This window comes from Pseudomonas sp. RIT778 (genome assembly GCF_019718735.1).
In the GTDB taxonomy this organism is placed as follows: Bacteria; Pseudomonadota; Gammaproteobacteria; order Pseudomonadales; family Pseudomonadaceae; genus Aquipseudomonas; species Aquipseudomonas aphyarum.
In genome coordinates this window covers 1-18,491 of sequence record NZ_JAIHBA010000002.1, presented here as the reverse complement: position 1 = coordinate 18,491, position 18,491 = coordinate 1, and the positions used below count along the sequence as shown (strand labels likewise).

General features: G+C 58.9%; 14 protein-coding genes. 13 read left to right on the top strand and 1 reads right to left on the bottom strand.

From position 1 onward, the window contains the following. Nucleotides 1-90 precede the first annotated feature (90 nt). The 5 genes from K5E37_RS01595 to K5E37_RS01575 all read left to right on the top strand — a co-directional run bounded on the left by K5E37_RS01595 (nucleotide 91) and on the right by K5E37_RS01575 (nucleotide 9,377). Nucleotides 91-1,440: an NCS2 family permease gene (locus K5E37_RS01595; RefSeq protein WP_007960018.1), complete on the top strand. Its 1,350-nt coding sequence runs from the start codon at nucleotides 91-93 to the stop codon at nucleotides 1,438-1,440. An 87-nt stretch (nucleotides 1,441-1,527) separates the two neighbouring features. Next, nucleotides 1,528-2,157, top strand: a complete 630-nt coding sequence (locus K5E37_RS01590; protein WP_007960020.1) for a LysE family translocator — start codon at nucleotides 1,528-1,530, stop codon at nucleotides 2,155-2,157. Between the two features lie 200 nt (nucleotides 2,158-2,357). Further along, nucleotides 2,358-6,041: a calcium-binding protein gene (locus tag K5E37_RS01585; RefSeq protein ID WP_221532953.1), complete on the top strand. Its 3,684-nt coding sequence runs from the start codon at nucleotides 2,358-2,360 to the stop codon at nucleotides 6,039-6,041. 171 nt (nucleotides 6,042-6,212) lie between these two features. Next, nucleotides 6,213-7,823, top strand: coding sequence for a hypothetical protein (locus K5E37_RS01580; protein WP_221532952.1), 1,611 nt, complete (start codon nucleotides 6,213-6,215; stop codon nucleotides 7,821-7,823). 6 nt (nucleotides 7,824-7,829) lie between these two features. Continuing rightward, nucleotides 7,830-9,377, top strand: coding sequence for a hypothetical protein (locus K5E37_RS01575; RefSeq protein ID WP_221532951.1), 1,548 nt, complete (start codon nucleotides 7,830-7,832; stop codon nucleotides 9,375-9,377). 108 nt (nucleotides 9,378-9,485) lie between these two features. Here K5E37_RS01575 and uraH read toward each other — a convergent pair whose 3' ends face one another. Beyond that, entirely contained in the window at nucleotides 9,486-9,839 is a 354-nt protein-coding gene (gene uraH, locus K5E37_RS01570; protein WP_011333195.1) for a hydroxyisourate hydrolase, read from the bottom strand. A 430-nt stretch (nucleotides 9,840-10,269) separates the two neighbouring features. On the opposite strand from uraH, the gene puuE reads away from it, so the two are divergent. From puuE to K5E37_RS01530, 8 genes are all read left to right on the top strand, one after another. Continuing rightward, the gene (gene puuE, locus K5E37_RS01565; protein WP_007960032.1) at nucleotides 10,270-11,196 is read left to right on the top strand and encodes an allantoinase PuuE; all 927 of its coding nucleotides are present in this window, start codon (nucleotides 10,270-10,272) and stop codon (nucleotides 11,194-11,196) included. Then, nucleotides 11,193-11,708, top strand: coding sequence for a 2-oxo-4-hydroxy-4-carboxy-5-ureidoimidazoline decarboxylase (gene uraD, locus K5E37_RS01560; protein ID WP_221532950.1), 516 nt, complete (start codon nucleotides 11,193-11,195; stop codon nucleotides 11,706-11,708). Before puuE ends, uraD begins: the two co-directional genes overlap by 4 nt. Nucleotides 11,709-11,795: 87 nt before the next feature. Next, nucleotides 11,796-12,791 carry an allantoicase gene (alc, locus tag K5E37_RS01555; RefSeq protein ID WP_007960036.1) on the top strand — a complete coding sequence of 332 codons (996 nt, stop codon included), beginning with the start codon at nucleotides 11,796-11,798 and terminating at the stop codon, nucleotides 12,789-12,791. Nucleotides 12,792-12,908: 117 nt separating this feature from the next. Beyond that, nucleotides 12,909-13,412 carry an ureidoglycolate lyase gene (locus tag K5E37_RS01550; RefSeq protein WP_027613342.1) on the top strand — a complete coding sequence of 168 codons (504 nt, stop codon included), beginning with the start codon at nucleotides 12,909-12,911 and terminating at the stop codon, nucleotides 13,410-13,412. A gap of 51 nt (nucleotides 13,413-13,463) precedes the next feature. Beyond that, on the top strand, nucleotides 13,464-14,777 hold the full coding sequence (locus K5E37_RS01545; protein WP_064378710.1) for a urate hydroxylase PuuD: 1,314 nt from the start codon (nucleotides 13,464-13,466) through the stop codon (nucleotides 14,775-14,777). A gap of 168 nt (nucleotides 14,778-14,945) precedes the next feature. Next, nucleotides 14,946-16,304: a nucleobase:cation symporter-2 family protein gene (locus K5E37_RS01540; protein WP_221532949.1), complete on the top strand. Its 1,359-nt coding sequence runs from the start codon at nucleotides 14,946-14,948 to the stop codon at nucleotides 16,302-16,304. A gap of 86 nt (nucleotides 16,305-16,390) precedes the next feature. Then, nucleotides 16,391-17,176 (top strand): outer membrane protein OmpK, encoded by a 786-nt coding sequence (locus K5E37_RS01535; protein WP_007960055.1) that lies wholly within the window; start codon nucleotides 16,391-16,393, stop codon nucleotides 17,174-17,176. Between the two features lie 372 nt (nucleotides 17,177-17,548). Then, on the top strand, nucleotides 17,549-18,334 hold the full coding sequence (locus tag K5E37_RS01530; protein ID WP_007960057.1) for an outer membrane protein OmpK: 786 nt from the start codon (nucleotides 17,549-17,551) through the stop codon (nucleotides 18,332-18,334). The last annotated feature ends 157 nt before the right edge of the window (nucleotides 18,335-18,491 follow it).

Here is an 18,491-nt window from a genome sequence, read left to right as displayed (position 1 = left end):
AACAAATTCGCGTATGCCTCAAAGGGCCGCTGCCACCCCTCATGGGTCCGGTCCTGGAAATAACAATAAAACTCTTGAGGAGTACTCGCTGTGGAAAGCCGCAAATCCGAAGCATCGACGCTGGAACTCTCGCCGCCGTTACGCAATGGCCTGCTTGAGCGCATCTTTAAACTCAGCTTGCATGGCACCACGGTGAAGACCGAGCTGATTGCCGGTCTGACAACCTTCATCACCATGGCCTACATCATTTTCGTCAACCCGAACATCATGGCCGATGCCGGAATCGATCACGGTGCAGCCTTCGTCGCTACCTGTATCGCCGCCGCGCTGGGCTGCCTGCTGATGGGCCTCTACGCCAACTGGCCGGTAGGCCTGGCGCCGGGCATGGGCCTCAACGCGTTTTTCACCTACACCGTGGTCGGCACCATGGGCTACAACTGGGAAACCGCGCTCGGTGCGGTGTTCGTCTCGGGCGTGCTGTTCATGATCCTGACCTTTTCGCGGATTCGCGAATGGCTGCTCAACAGCATTCCGGTCAGCCTGCGCTATGCGATGGGCGCCGGCGTGGGTCTGTTCCTCGGGCTGATCGGTCTGAAAACCGCCGGCATCGTCGTCGATAGCCCGGCCACCCTGATCAAGCTCGGCTCGCTGCGTGAACCCGGCCCGCTGCTTGCCGCCATCTGCTTCCTGATGATCGCGATCCTCAGCTACCACAAAGTGTTCGGCGCGATCCTCATCAGCATCATCACCGTGACTCTGGCCGGCTGGGGGATTGGTCTGGTGCACTACGAGGGCATCATGTCCGCCCCGCCAAGCCTGGCGCCGACGTTCATGGCCATGAACGTCGCCGGCGTGTTCAACGTCAGCATGATCAGCGTGGTGCTGGCCTTCCTCTTCGTGCACATGTTCGACACCGCCGGCACCCTGATGGGCGTCGCGCAGCGCGCCAACCTGGTGAACGCTGACGGCCGCATCGAAAACCTGTCCCGTGCGATGAAAGCTGACTCCGCCTCCAGCGTTTTCGGCGCAGTCGTCGGTGTTCCGCCGGTCACCAGTTACGTGGAAAGTGCCGCCGGTGTAGCGGCTGGTGGTCGGACTGGTCTTACCGCAGTCACCGTGGGTGTGCTATTTATAGCCGCGATGTTCTTTGCACCGCTGGCCGGCATGATTCCCGCCTATGCCACCGCCGGCGCGCTGATTTACGTAGCGATGCTGATGATGGGCGGCATGGCGCACATCGAATGGGACGAAGCGACCGACAGCATTCCGGCGATCGTCACCGCGATCATGATGCCGCTGACCTTCTCGGTCGCCGACGGTATCGCGCTGGGCTTCATTACCTATGTCGCGCTGAAGGCCGGCACCGGTAAGTACAAAGAAATCTCCGTCAGCCTGTGGGTGCTCTGCGCGATCTTCATCGCCAAGTTCATCTTCCTGTAAGCGCTACGCGGTTCACGCTTCAAAACAGCCTCACCCCACCGGGTGGGGCTTTTGCACATTCTTGATAACGATAAAAAGGAGCAAGTGATGAGTCTGGAAACCTGGCTGCTGTTCAGCGGCGCTGCGCTGGTGGTGATCCTGATTCCGGGGCCGCTGTCGTTGCTGATGATCAGCAACAGTTTGAATTACGGTCTGCGTCGTTCGTACCCGGCGTTTCTCGGTGGCGTGTTCGCCTCGATCTGCCTGCTCAGTGCCTCGGCGCTGGGGCTGGGCGCCCTGCTGCTGGCATCCGAAAAACTGTTCAGCGCCCTGAAGATCGTCGGCGCGATTTACCTGTTCTACCTCGCCTGGCAGAGCTGGCAGCAATCGCGCCAGCCGTCGGTGGGTGCCGAAGTGCCTCAGGCCGCACCGGTTCCTAAGTTCCGCGCATTGTTCAGCCGGGCCTTCGTGCTGGGCGCGAGCAACCCGAAAGACATTTTGTTTTTCGCCGCGTTTCTGCCGCAGTTCCTCAGCGCCGAGCAACCGTTCCTGCCGCAACTGCTGGTGATGATCGCCACCTGGACGCTGCTCGATCTGCTGTGCAAATTGACCTACGGCCTCGGTGCCCATGGTGCAGCGCGTTACCTGCGCAGCGGCAAGGGCCAGAGCTGGTTCAACCGCATCAGCGCCGGATTGTTCGGCGGTGCCGGTGCCGCATCGCTGCTCAGCGGGCACTGATACTTGCAGACAATGTTCTGAGTTTCAGATGATTTGAATCTGACTGCCAGTTTCGACACTCACGTCCTGCATCGAAACTGGCAGCAACTTCCGTTTCCAAAACGCAACACACCGCAACACCCCGCCGATGTACATCGTTTGAACCCTCTTCCTAAGATGACGCCACAGCGCAACCTCATCTTCAGAACAAGGATGTTCAAATGGCTACCCTTATCCTCCCGTCATCGATCGAACATAACGACGTAGACATTGCCGACATGCAACTTGTCGGCAATGAACGGCAACCGTCAACGATCGACTATGACGACAACAATTCCCTCCAGACCCCGCCCGCGCTCAAACGCAAAAGAGCGCAACTGAAAACGGTAGACCAGGTATTCGGCCCACTGCAGATAGGCGGATATTCAATCACCCGTAGAGCCCTGGATACATTGGGCGCGACCATTGACGGGCAACCCCTGAACGGCAAGAACACGTTTTTCCGCACGCCCGGAAAGCGTTTCATCAATGCGTTGCAGTTTGATCCAGCCGTCATTGAAGCGCGGATGAAAACGACGACCGGGGCGGATGATTATCTGCTTCCCAGCCTGCTCTTCGAACTTGCCAGCCAACGCCCCCTGACGGCGCCGCCGTTGTTGCATGACTCATTCGATTCCCCGAGCGATCCAGGTACTTATCCGGGCAAGCTGAAACAACTTCTGAACGCAGCGCAAAAACTCGACATCCGCCATGCCCATATTCAGGAGCCACTCCCGAACTGGGTCAAACGCTCAACCAGCCGCACCATGGCCAGCACGGGTATCGGACTTCAGGCGTTCGGGATCTACAGTGGTCTGCGCGGTCTGCAAGATGCAATCAGAGACAAGGATTCATATGGCATCGTGTTCAACAGTTCGGCGTTCAGCGCTGACGTTGCTTCGATAGCGATCGATCTCGCGGTAGCCCGCAAAGCCACGCAAATGCTCAAGGCCAGCGAGAGTGCCTTCAAGGGTTTTGCCAAAACCAGTTTCGCCCTGAAACTGGGGCGCGGCGGCGGCTTGATTGGCGGCGCCCTGACGCTGCCCTTCGATATCATTTCTGCGGTGGATGGTTTCAAGGCGGCAGCCCGGACAACCGGCAAAGAATCCATCAATCACTATGTGAATGCCGGGTTGAGTGTCACCAGCGCGGCCATGACCGTGCTGCTCGGTGCAGCGGCACTGGCCGGATTCTCCTCGGCGGGCCCGATCGGGCTGGTCGCTGGCTTACTGCTGGTCGCAGGATCCCGAGTCTGGGCGGCGATCAATGTGGTCGATGACATTGACGACTACATCACGTTGACCACCGAAGAGCGTCTGCGTACCGGCTGGTTTGCGTTCTGGGGTATCAGCCCGGATGAAAGCATTGAAGATCGCCACCTTATCGCCAGGTCGGCCGCCCGACACTCACAACAACTGCGCGCCACTGCCCGAAAGTTGCTGGACGAGACACTAAAAGACCAGGCCGAAGCCATCGTCAATGGCAGTTTCCAGGTGGATGTCGAACCCATCCAGGTCGCGACTTATGAGTGGACAGCACAAAACCCGAAGTACAAAACCATCAAGCGTCCCCGCATCAACGATCACAACGACACCATCGATGCACGCGCAGGCGTTACCAAAGACACTCCCGGAGCAGTGCTTGGAACTTCTGCCGACGACAAGGACATCCTGTGGTTTATCGGCGGCGGTAACGACACTATTCAAGGGGTGAAAAAAAAACCAAACGGCTTCTATTACGCTGCCGGCCATAAATCCCTGAACGGTGGCGAGAAAGCCGACGAGTTCATCTTCGAGGGCGCTGCCGACCTGCTGAAAACCGGCACCCAAGAAACACTGATTTCCGAACTGCAAGGTGATGCAGGTAACGACACGCTGAAACTGGCGGGACACTTCCCGGAAACCAACGAAGATCGTTACGGATTCCGAGTGGACTTGCATAAGGGCGAGATGTCGCTACTGGTCAAGCCGCCCACTCCAAAAGAGCAGGCCTACAGGCTGCACAGTCATCTGCAAAGTATCGAAAACGTCGAGACGCTGACCGGTGCAACCAATGAAGTCATCGGTAGTGACGGTCCGAACATCATAAAGTCCCGTGGTCGCGACGAGATTGATGCAGGCCCCGGCGAGGACCAGATTTATTTGCTCAGCCATTACGTATCGGCCAATGGCGGCAAAGGCAAGGATGCCTACGCTATCGCTCATGTCCCCGGCGCAGCATCGATTATTGAAGACGGCGCAGAGGAAAGCATCATTGCACTGGACTGGCGATCGGACCTGATCGAAAGCTGGAAGATCGAAAACCGGGAGTTGGTCATCACATCAGGATTCGAATTCGACGACGTCAGCAAGAAAGTGGTCAGGATCAAGAATGTCTACCAGCGAACCGGGGACAAACTAGCGCTACAGAATGGAAAACTGACCTTCATCACCAAAGACGGATTTCATCTCGTGCCAGAACTTCCAGCCAGCATCGAAACGCCGCAAGCGGTCGATGTGGAAGTGGTGATCCTGCGACAGGGAATCCGACAGCTTCCGGTCATCGTGTTTGATACGAAGTGCACCGTCCCCAACGACAGGAGTTCGAGCTACTGGCTGTCACGCAACAATATCCAGACGGTTTTCCAGGTAACAGCGACCGGTAATACAAGGGTCACTACGCTGCACATTGATTGCGCCAGCACAGAACTGACGCGCGTCGAGGCTTATTACAACGCCGACCTCATACGCGGCACTCACTTCAACTACATCATGTACAAGGAATGCGGGATGACCCTGCATTTCGGCAGCAAACAGCTAGCGATCAAAAATCTTGCCTCTTCGACCATGTCCGGCATGCGCGATCTCAAGCCCCGGTTGAAGGCCCCCGAACTGGCAACACATCACTCGTTCATTCTGGTCATGAACGACGGCGCGTCTTATCGGCTTGTTCAGCCCGCCGTCACCGACAGTCATTTTTGGAACGACACGTTTGAAATAAGCGGTCCGATGCATTGGACCAGCAACGTGCCTCTGCCACTTTCCCCCAGAGCGGGAACGCATCAATACCTGCAACCGCTCGACAACCAGGCACATGCGCTGGGTAGCCGGGAGAAGTGCGTCATGCTCAAACCCGCTGCGTACCAGACTGCCGTGGAAAGCCTCACCGGTGAGGGCTCGAAGTACCTCGTCCACCTCACCCCCGGCATGTCATTGCGCATTTCCACACCCGGCGCACTGGCGACCGCGAGCCAGCAACTGGCATTTTCCTCGACGTGGGAATTCGACGCCTCCAGCCTGGGCACGGTCGAGATCACGCTCGTCGACAACCGGTTACAGATCGGACAGACGATCATTTACCTGCCGCAATACCAGAACACGGGCGACCTGATCGACCAGATTCGCGTCATCACCGCGCAAGGCATTGTCTGGGCGGTCGACCTGATCTTCGAAGCGGTTTATATCGAAGCGATCGATGCACGGTTTCTCGTACCGCCAACCGACCTCTCCACCCCGTTGCCTATCGAACTGAAGCAATATCCGGAAGACGACATACTTGTGCGCAACATGGCCATGAAAGATGGCAGCCTCGGTGCCCTGCGATATCACCTGGCGCAACGTCAATGGATACTCGACGCGGACAAGTCCCGCGAAATTGATCGCCTGGATCTACAGACGACCAACCACTGCACCCACCAACTGAAACTGTTCGAAGAAGTGGCACAGATCGGCCTCGCTTACACTCCCCCGCTGGGCGACCACGCCTTGAAACTCCTGCGCGAACATTGCGTCAGGTTGATGGGCGATCTCTCGCTGGACTACCCGGAGAAACTGAAAAAGGCGAAACACTTCGCCTGGCTTTTATCCGGACAAACGCACTACAACTGATTCCCTCGGGAGCAACGGACTCAGCTGGAAACGCTTTGCATCAGTCGCTTGCACCGATTGATCTATGTACCGCACGCCAGAAGTGCGCTTTGACGATCATTCAGCCCCCTTTAGCCAGCATCACTCCATGGCTTTACACAGCTGAATCAGTCGTACATCGGAGCACTTCAAATGGCCAAGCCACCCAAGCAGATTCCTCCAGCGGGTTCGTCGCCTCCCAGGCCTTCAACAGACACGCCTCACGTCAACCTCGATAACGTTTCGAACATTCGCCCCGGCATGCATCTGCCCACCGGCGAGCCGACTCTGACCGGACACTCTTCGCCGCGCACGACGGAACATGACGCAGGCAACCGACAGCCCTCGGTCGAAGTCAGCGAGATGCTGCCCCGCCAGCCGCCACACGCGTCAGGCATTGCACCTGAAGCCTCGCCAAGGCCGACATCACCCGTATTCATTCCTGCACATCTGGCCCTCAGGCTGACCCCGGCAGCCGCGTCCTCGCAAGGCATCCGCCGTGACGGCCGGGAGCGAACCTATGTGGACATGCGCGAAGGCACCGCCATGGTTCATCAGCACCCTGACGGACGCTTTCAACTGACCTCGGCCAGCGAACTGACGCCCTCCGGTTTTCTGGTCGAGCGGATCCGGGGCACGAATCTGTGGCAAAAACGACAAGCAATCACGGCACGCCGCCCACATGTCGACGAGCCGGACACGCAGGCCGATCCGGGCAAGCGTCCGCGACTGGATGAAGATGACGCGTCGACCGATCCAGACCCACTCGCCGACAAGCCTTCGACCATTGCCCAGCCTCTGGATCTGTCCAACAAGCCATGGCGAAATTGGGGCCAGCCGACAAAGCCCACCGGCGGTCAATCGGTTGAAATAGACGGGCTGCACTACCCGATCGTGCCGCAGATCGTTCGCTCCAACACATCGATCGTCTGCATCAAGCACCCGCGTTTCAACCCCGAGCGCTTTGATGCCTTCGAACAGATGCTCGTGGACGATCGCACACTGCAACCGCGCTGGGCAGCTCGCGGCCCGGACAATCAGTGGCGCTTTACAGACCATCAACTGCCATTCGAAAAGCCGCTGACGCAATATGTTGCCGATGCCTTCGAGTGCTTGTCCGGGCAGTCTGCCAGGGCCGTGGCCAAGGCCATGTTCAGAGAGTCCCGCGGCGCCGAAGTGATCAACGGCGAAGGGTTGCAGGCGCTGAGCCAGACCTTCCGTCACTGGCAAGACAGGGCCATCCCCGCCCCCCGACACCTTGCAGATCCACTGCTGTTGCTGCCGGTCCAGCCCATCATCTCTGACGGCACTTTCGGGGGAAGAATCGTGCTGCCCCCGACAACCGGGCCGAGCCTGCAGCGAGTCGATTTTGATCCGCAGAAATTCTCGCAGCAATGGAGTGAATATACAGCTGCACCGGGGGCTGCGAGCTTGCAAAAGCTCTTCCACAACATCCTGGTCAAGAGTGGATACACCGTCAGTTCGCCAGATCCCTTGCTGCTGGAACACTCGCTGGTTTTTCATCGGGAAGGACTGGATTCGCTTTTCGTATTGAAGCTCCCGTTGGTCTCCCCGGGCTTCATCCCTCGCTATACCAGGCCGGGTTCCGAACTGACCAGTTCGGCAGCGCGGATGACACTCGATGAAACCGGACAACAAAGGCTGAACGCTCTGCTGGCACAAGACAAAGTCAATTATCTGGTGGGCGGCATTCAACATCCGAGCCCGGACCAACCCACCCTCTTCATTCTTCGCGAAGGCTGATCATCAATGAGCCCCAAACGTCCTATCCGAACGAAAACAGATACAGCGGATTCCACGCCTGTCGTGCGAGACACCACGCCGGACATTTCAACGCCGCCTCGACTGATGCCCGACACACTGATCGATCCGACCTTGACCCACCCGGCCTGGCAATTGCCTGTGCCACCCGTTACCCGTCAACAGATGATCGAAGTCTACGATCTCCCTGCCGAGACACATGTCCGGAACGTCACCGCGCAACGACCGATCGGCAGCTATTTTCTCGCCCCCGGACTGGTCAACAGATTGCCGCCTGCCGATCCTCGGGACGGCACGCGCACAGCGGGACGTTATACCTACGTCGACCTTGTCGAAGGGGGGACGGTGCAGATCGGCCCCGATGCACAGAATGGGTTGAGGGCCCGGTTATCCAGTGAACTCCTGGCATCCGGACCACTGCTGGAAAGGGTTGAGGGTACGCTTGTGTGGCGTCCGCTCCCTGCGCAAAACGCGCCGGATGCCGACATCTCGCAGCTGTCCATGACACGTCACCGATTGCCGGATGACGAACCGTCGGTCGTACCGCCCAAACGTCAGCGCACCGATGAAACGCTGGATCCGTGGAGCAATTGGGCCATCGACCCGCAACATGCCACCACCGGTGACATTCGCGTCGACGGTATCCAGTACAAAGTCATTCCGCGAGGCGATGCGAGCGATCCGATCGTCTACATCAAGAACCCGAGTCATCTGATCTACGACTTCGACTTGCTGGACCGCACGCTCAGAATGGAACCACAGGAACAGCCGCGGGGCGCCATCCAGGTACCGCCTGCTCATGACTGGCAAATCGATCCGACGCTGCCGTTCGAACGTCCACTGACGAAATACATCAGCCAATACTTTCCGGAGCTATCGACGACCTCGCTGGAGAGTGTCGCCTTTCACCAGTTCGTGCTGGCAAATGGTTCCGACACGGCGACCGGATCGGGGCTGACCCTTCTGCGCCAGACATTCAATGACTGGCAGACCGGAAACCGCCATCCCCGTCCGCAACTGGCCGATCCGCTGCTGATGCTGCCGATTCTCCCGACGTCGGGCAATGGGGCGGTTCGCATCATCGAATTGCCGACGCCGACATCGGACGGTCCGCTGCAGCGACTGGATTTCGATCCGGCACTGTTTCGCCAGGAATGGCTGTATTCCAACACCACGCAATCGGCGCTGGATCTCAAACGTTTCATGGCCACCCTGCTGACCCGCAACGGTTATGCCGTGTTCGATCCAAGCCCGTCCAACTCGTATCCGGCACTGGTGTTCAAGCGCACGGGGCATGACTACGTGTTCTTCATCAGCCTGCATCGCATCCGGGGCCGCAAGATCAACCAGACGCTGAATGTCGATCACAGCAGTGCCAATCTACGTCTGCACATTCAGGTGGGTGCGACAGCGGCGGCGGCCGTTGTTGCAGCAAACGCTGCAAACAAGGTCGTCTGGCTCAGAGGCGGTCCCCAGACACTGGCGAACGCCGACGACACCGTGTTTATCGTGCGCGACGCAAACCCACGGCTGTGATTGCACTCCGCTGAACGACGGGCGAAAAAAAGCCCGCAGTGTGAGCGGGCGAAAGACCAAAGAAGCTATATGCGCAGTCGCTTCCCGGCAGGGGCAGCTGCTTGGGGGTCAGCTGCCCCGATAGGTGGAATAGCTGTAAGGCGAGATCAGCAACGGTACGTGGTAGTGATCCTGTTCGGCAGAAATGCCGAACCGCAGCACGACCACGTCCAGGAATGCCGGCTCCGGCAACTGGACGCCACGGGCGCGGTAGTAATCGCCGGCGTGGAATTGAACCTGATAGACACCGGTACGGTAGTCATCGCCTTGCAGCAGCGGCGCATCGACCCGGCCATCGCTGTTGGTAAGCGCACTGGCGACCAATTCCAGGTGCGAACCTTCAACGCGGTACAGCTCGACCTTGATCGAGCTGCCCGGGCAACCGTGTGCAGCGTCCAAAACGTGTGTTGTCAAACGTCCCATTGATTCTGCGCGCCTGCCTGCGTGGAGCAGTCAGACTTCGCGCCTCCCGAAGTCAGTTGAAAAGGAGACCGCACCGTTTCGGAGCACGAAAAGCTGCGGCGAGCGATTGATTAAGACACTTTTCAAAAAAATTGTACACAATAAAAACGACATTTTTGCTGCTACCCCCGCCATCCTTCGATTTCACGGTGATTTGCCTCGTAACCTCGCATTCATTGAACCCCCAATCCATTAGCTGACTGGTCAGGCAGGTTTCTTGCAGGTTCACGCCATTAACAGCAAAAGATGACAGCCGGTGAAAAATGCGAAAATTCAGGCTTACAAATTGAGAATAAAGTTGTATACAATCAGCCCATCGCTGTGACGCCAGCCTGCCATCCAAACTTCAGGGCGCCACACAATCTGTCAACGAATAAGAAGGAAGACTGCAGTGAGCGCTGACTACCCACGCGACCTGATCGGTTACGGCAGTAACCCTCCTCACCCACACTGGCCGGGCAATGCCCGGATCGCCCTGTCGTTCGTACTCAATTACGAAGAAGGCGGCGAGCGCAACATTCTGCACGGCGACAAAGAATCCGAAGCCTTCCTCTCGGAAATGGTCGCGGCCCAGCCTCTGCAAGGCGCGCGCAACATGAGCATGGAATCGCTTTACGAGTATGGCAGCCGTGCCGGCGTCTGGCGGATCCTGAAACTGTTCAAGGAATTCGACATTCCGCTGACCATCTTCGCTGTGGCCATGGCCGCCCAGCGCCACCCGGACGTAATCCGCGCCATGGTCGAGGCCGGTCACGAGATCTGCAGCCACGGCTACCGCTGGATCGACTACCAGTACATGGACGAAGCGCAGGAACGCGAGCACATGCTCGAAGCGATCCGCATCCTCACCGAACTCACCGGCGAGCGCCCGCTGGGCTGGTACACCGGTCGCACCGGCCCGAATACCCGTCGCCTGGTGATGGAAGAAGGCGGTTTCCTCTACGACTGCGACACCTACGACGACGACCTGCCCTACTGGGAACCGAACAACCCGACCGGCAAGCCGCACCTGGTGATCCCGTACACCCTGGACACCAACGACATGCGCTTCACCCAGGTCCAGGGTTTCAACAAGGGCGACGATTTCTTCGAATACCTCAAAGATGCGTTCGACGTGCTTTATGCCGAAGGCGCCGAAGCACCGAAGATGCTGTCGATCGGTCTGCACTGCCGTCTGGTGGGCCGTCCGGCGCGTCTGGCTTCGCTCAAGCGCTTTATCGAATACGCTAAAAGTCATGAACAGGTGTGGTTCAGCCGTCGCGTCGACATCGCGCGTCACTGGCACGAAACCCACCCGTACCAAGGGGCTGCCAAATGAGCACCTTTCAAACCCTGAAACCGTCGACCCTGAGCCGCGACGCCTTCGTCAAAGCCTTCGCCGACATCTACGAGCATTCGCCATGGGTGGCCGAGAAGGCCTTCGAACTGGGCCAGGACGCGTCGATCGACCAGATCGAAACCCTGCACCAGCGCATGAGCGACATCCTGTTGAGCGCCGATCACGCCAGCCAGCTGGCACTGATCAACGCTCACCCGGACCTGGCCGGCAAAGCTGCCGTCCAGGGCGAGTTGACCGAAGCCAGCACCAATGAACAGGCTGGCGCCGGTATTCACCAATGCACGGCCGAAGAGTTCCAGCGCTTCACCGAGCTGAACGACGCCTACAAAGCCAAGTTCAAGTTTCCCTTCATCATGGCGGTAAAAGGCAGCAACCGGCATCAGATCCTCGCAGCGTTCGAAACGCGCATTCACAACCCGGTCGACACCGAGTTCAAATGCGCGCTGGCGGAGATCAACAAGATCGCCCTGTTCCGATTACTGACTCTCTAGCAAGCCTGGCCCGAGTGCATCAAACGCGGAGAGCACCCAGGGCCCTGCAAGCATCCCAAGCCACTTATTTAAAGGCAGACAAGAAGAATGAAAGCTTACGCCGTACCTTTCGAGAAGTTCGTCAACCTGGCCGATGCCCGCCTGGGCACCAAAATCATCTCGGTCACCGATGACTGGTTCGCAGACGCCAATCGTCTGTTTCAGCCGACCCCGGCCGTGTGGAAGGAGGGCGTGTTCGATGACAACGGCAAGTGGATGGACGGCTGGGAGTCCCGCCGCAAGCGCTTCGAAGGCTACGACAGCGCGGTGATCCGCCTGGGCGTACCGGGTTCGATCAAAGGCGTGGACATCGACACTTCATTCTTCACCGGCAACTTCCCGCCATCGGCCTCGCTGGAAGCCTGCTTCCTGGCGTCGGGCGAGCCGGACGAAAACACCCAGTGGACTGAAGTGCTGTCGGCCGTCGAGCTGCAGGGCAACAGCCACCACTACCACGAAATCAGCAACGACAAGGCATTCAGCCACCTGCGCTTCAACATCTACCCGGATGGCGGCGTGGCCCGTCTGCGCGTGTACGGCATTCCGTTCCGCGACTGGTCGGCTGTTGGCGACAACGAGCAAGTCGACCTGGCTGCAGCCCTCAACGGTGGCCGCGCCCTCGCCTGCTCCGACGAACACTTCGGCCGCATGAGCAACATCCTCAACCCGGGCCGTGGCATCAACATGGGCGACGGCTGGGAAACCGCACGTCGTCGCACGCCAGGCAATGACTGGGTGATCGTCGCGCTGGGCCACCCGGGCGAGATCGAAAAAATCATCGTCGACACCCTGCACTTCAAGGGCAACTACCCGGACACCTGCTCGATCCAGGGCGCGTTCGTCAAGGGCGGCACCGACAGCCAGATCGAAACCCAGTCGCTGTTCTGGCGCGAACTGCTGCCAAGCCAGAAGCTGGAAATGCACGCCGAACACACCTTCGTCGAGCAGATCAAGGCGCTGGGCCCGATCACCCACATCCGTCTGAACGTGTTCCCGGATGGTGGTGTGAGCCGCCTGCGCGTATTGGGCAAGGTCGCTAAATAAGCGCTGAACCCGATCGCCAGCAGGCTGGCTCCCACAAGGGAATGTATTCCAGATGTGGGAGCTGGCCTGCCAGCGATAGCAACAGAACCAACAACACAGAATTCGGAAAAGAACAGCATGCGCACACTGACGATTGAACCGCTGACCAAAGAAGCCTTCGCCCCTTTCGGTGACGTGATCGAAACCGACGGCAGCGATCACTTCATGATCAACAACGGTTCGACCATGCGCTTCCACAAACTGGCGACGGTCGAAACCGCTACGCCTGAGGACAACGCGATCATCAGCATCTTCCGCGCCGACGCGCAAGACATGCCGCTGACCGTCAGCATGCTGGAACGCCATCCGCTGGGCAGCCAGGCTTTCATTCCGCTGCTCGGCAACCCCTTTCTGATCGTGGTCGCGCCACTTGGCGATGTACCTGTATCAGGCTTGGTCCGCGCCTTCGTCACCAACGGCAGGCAGGGCATCAATTACCATCGCGGCGTCTGGCACCACCCGGTGCTGACGATCGAAAAGCGGGATGACTTCCTGGTGGTTGATCGCAGTGGCACAGGCAATAACTGCGATGAGCATTTTTTCAAAGAGGATGAGCGTTTGATCCTCGCCCCCCACCAATAAGAGAAGGTCCGATCACTCGACAACAAGAGTGACGGGCGAGAGGTAAAGACTGTGGAAGCACATCTGTTGGAATGGCTGAACCTGAGCGTGCGCTGGGTTCACATGATCACTGGCGTGGCCTGGATCGGCGCGTCGTTCTACTTCGTCTGGCTGGAGAACAACCTCAACCGCGTCAACCCGAAAACCGGTCTTGCCGGTGATCTGTGGGCGATCCACGGCGGCGGTATCTATCACCTGGAAAAATACAAACTGGCCCCTCCGTCGATGCCGGAGAACCTGCACTGGTTCAAATGGGAAGCCTATTTCACCTGGATGTCGGGTATCGCGCTGCTATGCGTGGTGTTCTACTCCAACCCCGTGCTCTACCTCGTGGCACCCGGCAGCGGCCTGACCGGCCCTGAAGGCGTGGCCATCGGCATCGGTTCGCTGATCGCCGGCTGGTTCATCTACGACTTCCTCTGCGATTCGCCCCTCGGCAAAAAACCTGCCCTGCTCGGCTTCATCCTGTTCGTGCTGATCATCGGCGCGGCGTATGGCTTCAGCAAGGTGTTCAGCGGTCGTGGTGCGTACCTGCACGTCGGCGCGATCATCGGCACCATCATGGTCGGCAACGTGTTCCGCATCATCATGCCGGCGCAGCGCGCACTGGTTGCCGCGATCGCCGAGAACCGCACGCCGGATCCGGCGCTGCCGGCCAAAGGCCTGCTGCGTTCGCGTCACAACAACTACTTCACCCTGCCGGTGCTGTTCATCATGATCAGCAACCACTTCCCGAGCACTTACGGCAGCCAGTACAACTGGCTGATCCTGGCCGGGATCGCGGTGTTGGCGGTGTTGGTGCGTCACTACTTCAACACCCGTCACGACAGCCACAAGTTTGCCTGGACCCTGCCAGTGGCAGCGGTAGGCATGATCAGTCTGGCGTACGTCACCGGCCCTGCGCCGATGTCGACCGCTCCGGACGTGGCCAAGGCGCCTGCGAAAATCGAGTACCAGCCGTTGCCGGAAACGGCTTTGGGTGGTGGCGCGAAACCGGCTGAAGCTGCACAACCGGCAGCTCCTGCTGCACCGGCCGCTGCTCCGGCTCAGGCGTCCAACGCCGGTCCTGCGTTCGACAAGGTGCACAACGTGATCCAGGAACGCTGCGCGGTCTGCCATTCGGCCAAACCGACCAGCCCGCTGTTCAGCGCTGCACCGGCCGGTGTGATGTTCGACACCCCCGAGCAGATCCGCCAGAACGCGGCACGGATCCAGGCGCAAGCCATCACCACGCAGATCATGCCACTGGGCAACATCACACAGATGACCCAGCAGGAACGTGACCTGATCGGTGCATGGATCGCCCAGGGAGCCCAGACCAACTAAGCAGTAAAAGCATCGCTGGCAAGCCAGCTTCCACAGGGTTTTGCACTGCCTGTGTGGGAGCTGGCTTGCCAGCGATTAGCCGCAACGCGGTTTACCTGATGCAAAGAAACAGCTGTGAGCAACCCGGCAGCTGTTAATCACAAGAATAAAAAAGATCCGAGGTGTTGCATGTCCGAGCTGTCCAAAGCGCGCATCCCCGACGCACCCGCCATTCAGCGTTTGCCCCTTTTGCAACTGATCCTGGTCGGTTTGCAACATGTACTGCTGATGTACGGCGGCGCCATCGCGGTACCGCTGATCATTGGACAGGCCGCTGGCCTGAGTCGTGAAGAAATCGCCTTCCTGATCAACGCCGACCTGCTGGTCGCTGGCATCGCCACCATCGTGCAATCTCTGGGCATCGGCCCGATGGGCATTCGCATGCCGGTGATGATGGGCGCCAGTTTCGCCGCCGTCGGCAGCATGGTCGCCATGGCCGGCATGCCCGGCATCGGTCTGCAGGGAATCTTCGGCGCAACTATCGCCGCCGGGTTCTTCGGCATGATCATCGCGCCGTTCATGTCCAAGGTCGTACGCTTCTTCCCGCCTCTGGTGACCGGCACGGTCATCACCTCGATCGGTTTGTCGCTGTTCCCCGTGGCCGTGAACTGGGCCGGTGGCGGCGCTGGTGCTGCTCAATTCGGTTCACCGATTTACCTGGCCATCGCCGCACTGGTGCTGACCACCATTCTGTTGATCCACCGCTTCATGCGCGGTTTCTGGGTCAACATTTCCGTGCTGATCGGCATGTGCCTGGGCTACGTGCTCTGCGGCGCCATCGGCATGGTCGACCTGAGCGGCATGGCCAACGCGCCGTGGGTTCAGTTCGTCACCCCGCTGCATTTCGGCATGCCGAAGTTCGAACTGGCACCGATCCTGTCGATGTGCCTGGTGGTGGTGATCATCTTCGTCGAGTCCACCGGGATGTTCCTCGCGCTGGGCAAGATCACCGGCCAGGAAGTCTGCCCGCGCATGCTGCGTCGCGGCCTGCTGTGTGATGCCGGCGCATCGTTCGTTGCCGGCTTCTTCAACACCTTCACCCACTCCTCCTTCGCGCAGAACATCGGCCTGGTGCAGATGACCGGCGTGCGCTGCCGCTCGGTGACCATCGTCGCCGGCGGTCTGCTGATCGTCCTGAGCCTGTTGCCGAAAGCAGCGTTCCTGGTGGCGTCGATTCCACCGGCAGTGCTGGGTGGCGCGGCGATTGCGATGTTCGGCATGGTGGCGGCGACCGGCATCAAGATCCTGCAGGAAGCCGACATCGGCGACCGCCGCAATCAATTGCTGGTAGCCGTGAGCATCGGCATGGGCCTGATCCCGGTGGTGCGCCCGGAGTTCTTCGCCCACCTGCCGTTGTGGATGAGCCCGATCACCCACAGCGGGATCGCCATGGCCACCCTCAGCGCGCTGACGCTGAACCTGTTGTTCAACATTCTCGGCGGCGCCGAACGCGCCGCGATCAACGACTGCCACGCACACCCGCACTGATCCGAAGAGTAAAAAAGGGGGCTCGCCAAAGCCTGCCCCCTCGCGACAGCTTTGCCTCAAACAATAAAAACAAGAGGGAGCAACAGATGATCCGGACTCAAACCAACGTGTTGTTGAGCGGCGGCCTGCTGGCCGCATCGCAAGCCATGGCCGGCGATTTATTGCTGTGGCAGACCAACAGCCTGAGCTACCTGTACGGCAAGAACTTCGCGATCAACCCGTCGATCCAGCAGACGGTGACGTTCGAGCACGCCGACAAGTGGAAGTACGGCGACAACTTCCTGTTCGTCGACAAGATCTTCTACAACGGCCAGGAAGACCGCAACAAAGGCCCCCACGCGTTCTACGGCGAATTCAGCCCGCGCCTGTCGTTCGGCAAGATCTTCGACAAGAAACTGGAGTTCGGCCCGATCAAGGACGTGCTGCTGGCCATGACCTACGAGTACGGCGAAGGCGACAGCGAGGCCTATCTGATTGGCCCCGGCTTCGACCTCAAGGTGCCGGGCTTCAACTATTTCACCCTGAACTTCTATCGCCGCCAGACCGAAGGCCCGCGCCCCGGCGACGGCGTCTGGCAAATCACCCCCGGCTGGTCCTACAGCATTCCCGTGGGCAATTCCGACCTGCTGATCGACGGCTATCTGGACTGGGTGGTCGACAACGACCAGAACTCACGCGGCACCTATCACGCCAACCTGCACATCAACCCGCAGATCAAATACGACCTGGGCAAAGCCCTCGGCTGGGGTGAAAAGCAGGTGTACGTCGGCACCGAATACAGCTACTGGAAAAACAAATACGGGGTCGAAAGCACCCACAGTTTCGACACCAACCAGAACACCGCCAGCCTGCTGGTGAAGGTGCACTTCTAAGATGACCCGCAACCGTGCCCCCTACCTGTCGTCGGTGCTCTGTTGCGGGGCACTTGAGGCCTGGCCGTTGAGTCAGTATTCTCCGCGGCCTCCTGAATTCGGTCTAAAAAAAAGCCCGAATTTAATTCCTGACCGAAAAGCCAACTTATCCCGGCCGCGGTCAGAACCGAGGCATCCCGAAAACACGCTCAATCGACTGTTTTTCAGCAGCCGACGGGCGTTTTTTTGCTTTTCGAAAAGCCTTGGCTCAGCTCTTGCTAACAGCATCAAAGCTGACCGAATGGATGAATTTTGCAGCAACGAAAAAAGGCGCCACACCAGAGCGCCGACTCAAAAAAATAAACGTGGAACACCTACTTTGGGAGCAACCGAATGAAACGTATGTGCACCAGCCTGATGCTTGCGGGATCGCTGCTGGCAGGGGGTCAGGCCATGGCCGACGGCCTGCTGCAATGGCAGAACAACAGCCTGACCTACCTCTATGGCAAAGACTTCAAGGTCAACCCGGCCATCCAGCAGACCGTGACCTTCGAGCACGCCGATGCGTGGAAGTACGGGGACAACTTCTTCTTCCTCGACAAGATCTTCTACAACGGTGACAAGGACTTCAACAACGGTCCGAACACCTACTACGGCGAGTTCCAGCCACGCATCTCGCTGGGCAAGGTCCTCGACCAGAAGATCGAGTTCGGCCCGATCAAGGACGTCCTGCTGGCGATGACCTACGAGTTCGGCGAGGGTGACACCGAGTCCTACCTGATCGGCCCGGGCTTCGACCTGGCCATTCCGGGCTTCGACTACTTCCAGTTGAACTTCTACCAGCGTCACACCGAAGGCTCGCGTCCTGGTGACAACGTCTGGCAGATCACACCAGTGTGGTCCTACACCATTCCGGTGGGCGACTCGAACATCCTGATCGACGGCTACATGGACTGGGTGGTCGACAACGACGTCAACAGCAGAGGCGAATACCACGCCAATCTGCACTTCAACCCACAGGTCAAATACGACCTGGGCAAGGCGCTGAATTTCGGCGAGAAGCAGTTGTACGTCGGTGTTGAATACGACTACTGGAAAGACAAGTACGGTATCGACGACACCAAGGCCTTCACCACCAATCAGAACGTGACCAGCTTCCTGGTGAAGTTCCACTTCTGATCCGGCGGCGTCCTTACGGACGCCTTCGCGAGCAAGCTCGCTTGTATGTTTAGACTTGAAGGGGTGGGCGGGACTAAAAGCTCGATTCCGACTCTAGCCAGTACGGACCGTGGGAGACTTCTCGTCCCGCCCTTTCTACCTAAAGCGCCGATAAGGA